We start from the raw sequence: 3,605 nt of genomic DNA on the forward strand, positions 1-3,605 counted from the left end.
GCGCTCCGCCCTGGCGACCGCGCTGCGCCGGGCGGCCGACGCCGTCGCGCCGCCGCACGCGCACGACGGCGGCCCGCACCTCACCGCGCACTGATGCCCGGTCCCACCGCCTACCCTGGACCGTATGAGCCGGAGCCGGTCGGGGTGGGCGGTGACGCCGTGGGCCGCGTGACGCTCCAGACGGTCGCCGACCTCGTCGGCGTCAGCCGCATGACCGTGTCCAACGCGTTCTCCCGGCCGGACCAGCTCTCCGCCGAGCTGCGGGCGCGGATCCTCGCGGCGGCCGACGACCTCGGCTACGTCGGACCCGACCCCGCCGGCCGCGCCCTCGCGCGCGGCACCACGGGCGCCGTCGGCGTGCTCCTCACCGAGTCCGTGAGCGCCGCGTTCGAGGACGATGCGGCGACGGGGTTCTTCGGTGCGCTCGCTGACGAGCTCGCGCCCACGGGCATGGCCGTCGCGCTCCTGCCGTCGGAGACGTCCGCCGCCACGATCCCGGCGCGCGACGTCCCGATCGACGGCGCGCTCGTCTACTCGTGCGCGGGGGACACGCCCGCGCTGCACTGGCTGCAGAAGCGCAAGCTGCCGCTCGTCTTCGTCGACCAGGCGCCCGTCGGAGGCGCCGACGCCGTGCTCCTCGACGACCGGGGCGGCGCGCGCCAGGGCGCCGAGCACGTCCTCGGGCTGGGCCACCGGCGCGTCGGGCTCCTGACGATGGGGCGCTGGGACGAGCCGTCCGGCCTCTGCGACCCGGCGTCGATCGCGTCGGGGGGCGCCGCGAACTACGTGGCCGCCGAGCGGGTGGCGGGCTGGCTGGAGGCGCTCGAGCCCGCGGGGGCGCACGTGATGGCCGTGCAGATGCACCGCAACGACGACGCGGACGCCTACGCGGGAGCGACCCTGCTCCTCGAGGGCGACGACCGTCCGACGGCCGTCCTGTGCTTCTCCGACGTCATGGCGGCAGGCGTCCTGCGCGCCGCGCGGGACCTGGGCCTGCGCGTGCCCGAGGACGTCTCCGTCGTCGGGTTCGACGACGCGCCGCTCGCGACCCGCACGCGCCCCTCGCTGACGACGCTGCGCCAGGACGTGACGGCGAAGGGCCGCCTGGCGGCGCAGGTCCTCACCGGCGCGATCGCGCGCGCGCGCAACGGGGGCGGCGGCGAGCCGCGGCGCGAGCTCCTGGTCCCCGAGCTCGTCGTGCGCCGCTCGACCGGCCCCGCGCCGTCCGCGCGCTGACGTGCCCAGCTACCGCGCCGTGCTCGCCGTCGGGCGCCTCGCTCCCGGGACCGACCCCGCGCAGGTGCTGCCGACCGCCGTCGCCGCCGCGCGCGCGCGGGTCCAGGTCGAGGCGTGGGACGTCGGCGTCGTGGGTCGCGAGGCCCGCGCCACGGTGCGGTTCACCGCCGATGACGACGACCGCGCGCTGGGCGTCGCGCGTGCGGTCCGGGCGCACGTGCAGCCGCTGGCCGACGTGCTCTCCCTCGACGTCGGGCGGCGTTACGGCCCCCGCTGGTACCCCGTCCGCGGCTGACCGCGGCTGACCGCGGCGGTCGCGGCGGGGAGCGGGCCGGGCGTCAGCCGACCGTCATGCCAGCCCGCCCAGCATGTCGGCGAGCCAGGGCAGGCGCGGGGCCGCGTCGCGCGCCAGGAGGAAGCCGACGATGCCGACCACCCAGGCCGTCGTCTCGGCGCCCGTCCGCTCGATCCACGCGCCGATCCGCGCCAGCGGTCGCTCGACGAGACGGTGCGCGACCAGACGCAGGGCGAGCAGCGTGAGCGCCGGCAGGACCATGACGAGGCAGTAGGCGGCCAGGACCCCGCCCTGCTCGAGCGGCGTCGCGCCCGACGCCGCGATCAGCCCGGTCGCGGCGAGGTAGGGCAGCATCGTCGCGAGCTCGAGCAGCGTCGCCGTGAGCGCGAGCACCGCGACGGAGCCGTAGGTCGACGCGCCGCCGTCGGCCGTCATGACGCGCTCGCGCCAGCGCAGGACCCGCCCGGCCGGGCGCCGCTCGCCGTCCGGGCCCTTGCGCGGGCCGAGGAAGAACGAGCCGACGAGCAGGCCGACGCCCAGGACGAGCTGCACGGTGGTTGCGGCCGTCCCCTCGAGCGGCTCGGTGCCGCGCTCGAGGAGGACGTCGGCGCCCGCGAGCAGCGCGAGGCCGACGGCGAAGTAGAAGGCGACGACGGTGCCGAGGAAGACCAGCAGCCGCGCGACGCGGACGCGGCCGGGGGTCAGCAGGAACCACACGGGGAGGAGGAGGGTGCCGAAGCTCGTGCTGTCGACGAGGGCGAGCGCGGCGAGGCCGGCGAGGACGGGAAGGCTCATGCGGGGAGCCTCGCCGCGTCGCCCGCCGCGCGCGTCGGCCGATCGCCGCACCGCGGGACGGCTCGTCTGCATCCTTCGTCGGACCCGCTGTCCCGCCCCCCTGTGCTGGGATGAGGACGTGGGAGCGGTCGAGTGGTGGCGCACGCGCGTGCGGGGCACGCCGCGCGGGCGCGACGTGAGCGACGCGGTGCTCACGGGCCTCGCGGGGCTCGTCCTGGTCGTCGTCCAGGTCGAGCTCTGGACCGACCTGCGCGACCCGTGGCTGCCGCCGTGGGTCCACCTCCCTCTCCTGGCGCTCGGCTGCCTCGTCATGCTGGCCAAACGGCGCCACCCGCTGGTCGCGCTCGCGGTCGGCACGGTGCTGTTCGGCGCCGACATCGCGCTCGGCGGCAGCGTCGCCCTGCTCCTCGTCGTCATCGACCTGCTCTACTCGGCCGCCCTGCACACGTCCCCGCGGGGCGTCGACGGGCTCCGCACGGTCGCGGTCGCCGCGATCGCGGGCGGCGGGCTCGCGGCCCTGGCGGTCTCGCGCGACGTGCAGCTCACGGTCTTCCTGGCGCTGCAGCTGTTCGCGCTCATCGGGACGCCGCTCTGGTGGGGCCTGGCGGTGCGACGGCAGAGCGAGCTCACGGTGCTCGCGCAGGAGCACGCCGCCGACCTCGCGCGCCTCGCCGCGCTGCGCGAGGCCGACGCGGTGGAGCAGGAGCGCGCGCGCATGGCGCGCGACCTGCACGACGCGATCGCGGGGAACCTCTCGGCCGTCGCGATCCACGCCGAGGCGGCGCTCGCCCTGCCGGCCGACGACCCCCGCGCCCCGGCGCGGGACCGGTCCGCGCTCGAGGCGGTCCGCGCCGCGAGCGTCACGTCCCTGCAGGAGATGCGCGCCATGATCGGGCTCCTGCGAGGCGGTGACGATCCGGCCCCGGCGCCCGCCCGGCTCCAGGAGGCGCCGCGCCTCGTCGCCGCCGCCCGCGCCGCCGGGTTGGACGTCGCGTGGACGGGCCCGGCGCCCGACGCGCTCCCGGCGCTCCCGTCAGCGGTCGACCACGCCGCCTACCGGATCCTGCAGGAGGCGCTGACCAACGCGGCGAAGCACGCCGCGACGCCGTCGGTGAGCGTTGACCTCGCGCTCGACGGCGACGGGCTGCGGTTGAGCGTCACCAACCCCGCCGCTCCGCCGCGCGCCGCCGGCCGTGCTCCGGCCGGCACCGGGGCGCCGGGCGGCGGGCTCGGCCTGCTCACGATGCGGGAGCGCGCCGAGGGCGTGGGCGGACGTCTC

4 protein-coding genes are annotated in these 3,605 nt (G+C 77.7%); 3 read left to right on the forward strand and 1 reads right to left on the reverse strand.

What is annotated here, in order from left to right; all coding sequences use genetic code 11:
• Positions 1-168 precede the first annotated feature (168 nt).
• Positions 169-1,236, forward strand: coding sequence for a LacI family DNA-binding transcriptional regulator (locus tag IDM29_RS15630; RefSeq protein WP_255491738.1), 1,068 nt, complete (start codon positions 169-171; stop codon positions 1,234-1,236).
• A 1-nt stretch (position 1,237) separates the two neighbouring features.
• On the forward strand, positions 1,238-1,531 hold the full coding sequence (locus IDM29_RS15635; protein ID WP_182112982.1) for a hypothetical protein: 294 nt from the start codon (positions 1,238-1,240) through the stop codon (positions 1,529-1,531).
• A gap of 54 nt (positions 1,532-1,585) precedes the next feature.
• On the opposite strand, the gene IDM29_RS15640 is transcribed toward IDM29_RS15635, so the two are convergent.
• Positions 1,586-2,326 carry a GAP family protein gene (locus IDM29_RS15640; protein WP_182112983.1) on the reverse strand — a complete coding sequence of 247 codons (741 nt, stop codon included), beginning with the start codon at positions 2,324-2,326 and terminating at the stop codon, positions 1,586-1,588.
• Between the two features lie 118 nt (positions 2,327-2,444).
• Between IDM29_RS15640 and IDM29_RS17725 the strand changes: the two genes are divergently transcribed.
• Positions 2,445-3,605 (forward strand): histidine kinase (locus IDM29_RS17725; protein WP_188037756.1); only part of this gene is annotated, 1,161 nt, incomplete at its 3' end.

Source organism: Actinotalea sp. JY-7885, from assembly GCF_014525465.1.
In the GTDB taxonomy this organism is placed as follows: domain Bacteria; phylum Actinomycetota; class Actinomycetes; order Actinomycetales; family Cellulomonadaceae; genus Actinotalea.

Coding starts and splice junctions, on each gene's coding strand:
- IDM29_RS15640 (WP_182112983.1), bottom strand. CDS start 2,326: ATGAGCCTTCCCGTCCTCGCCGGCCTCGCCGCGCTCGCCCTCGTCGAC.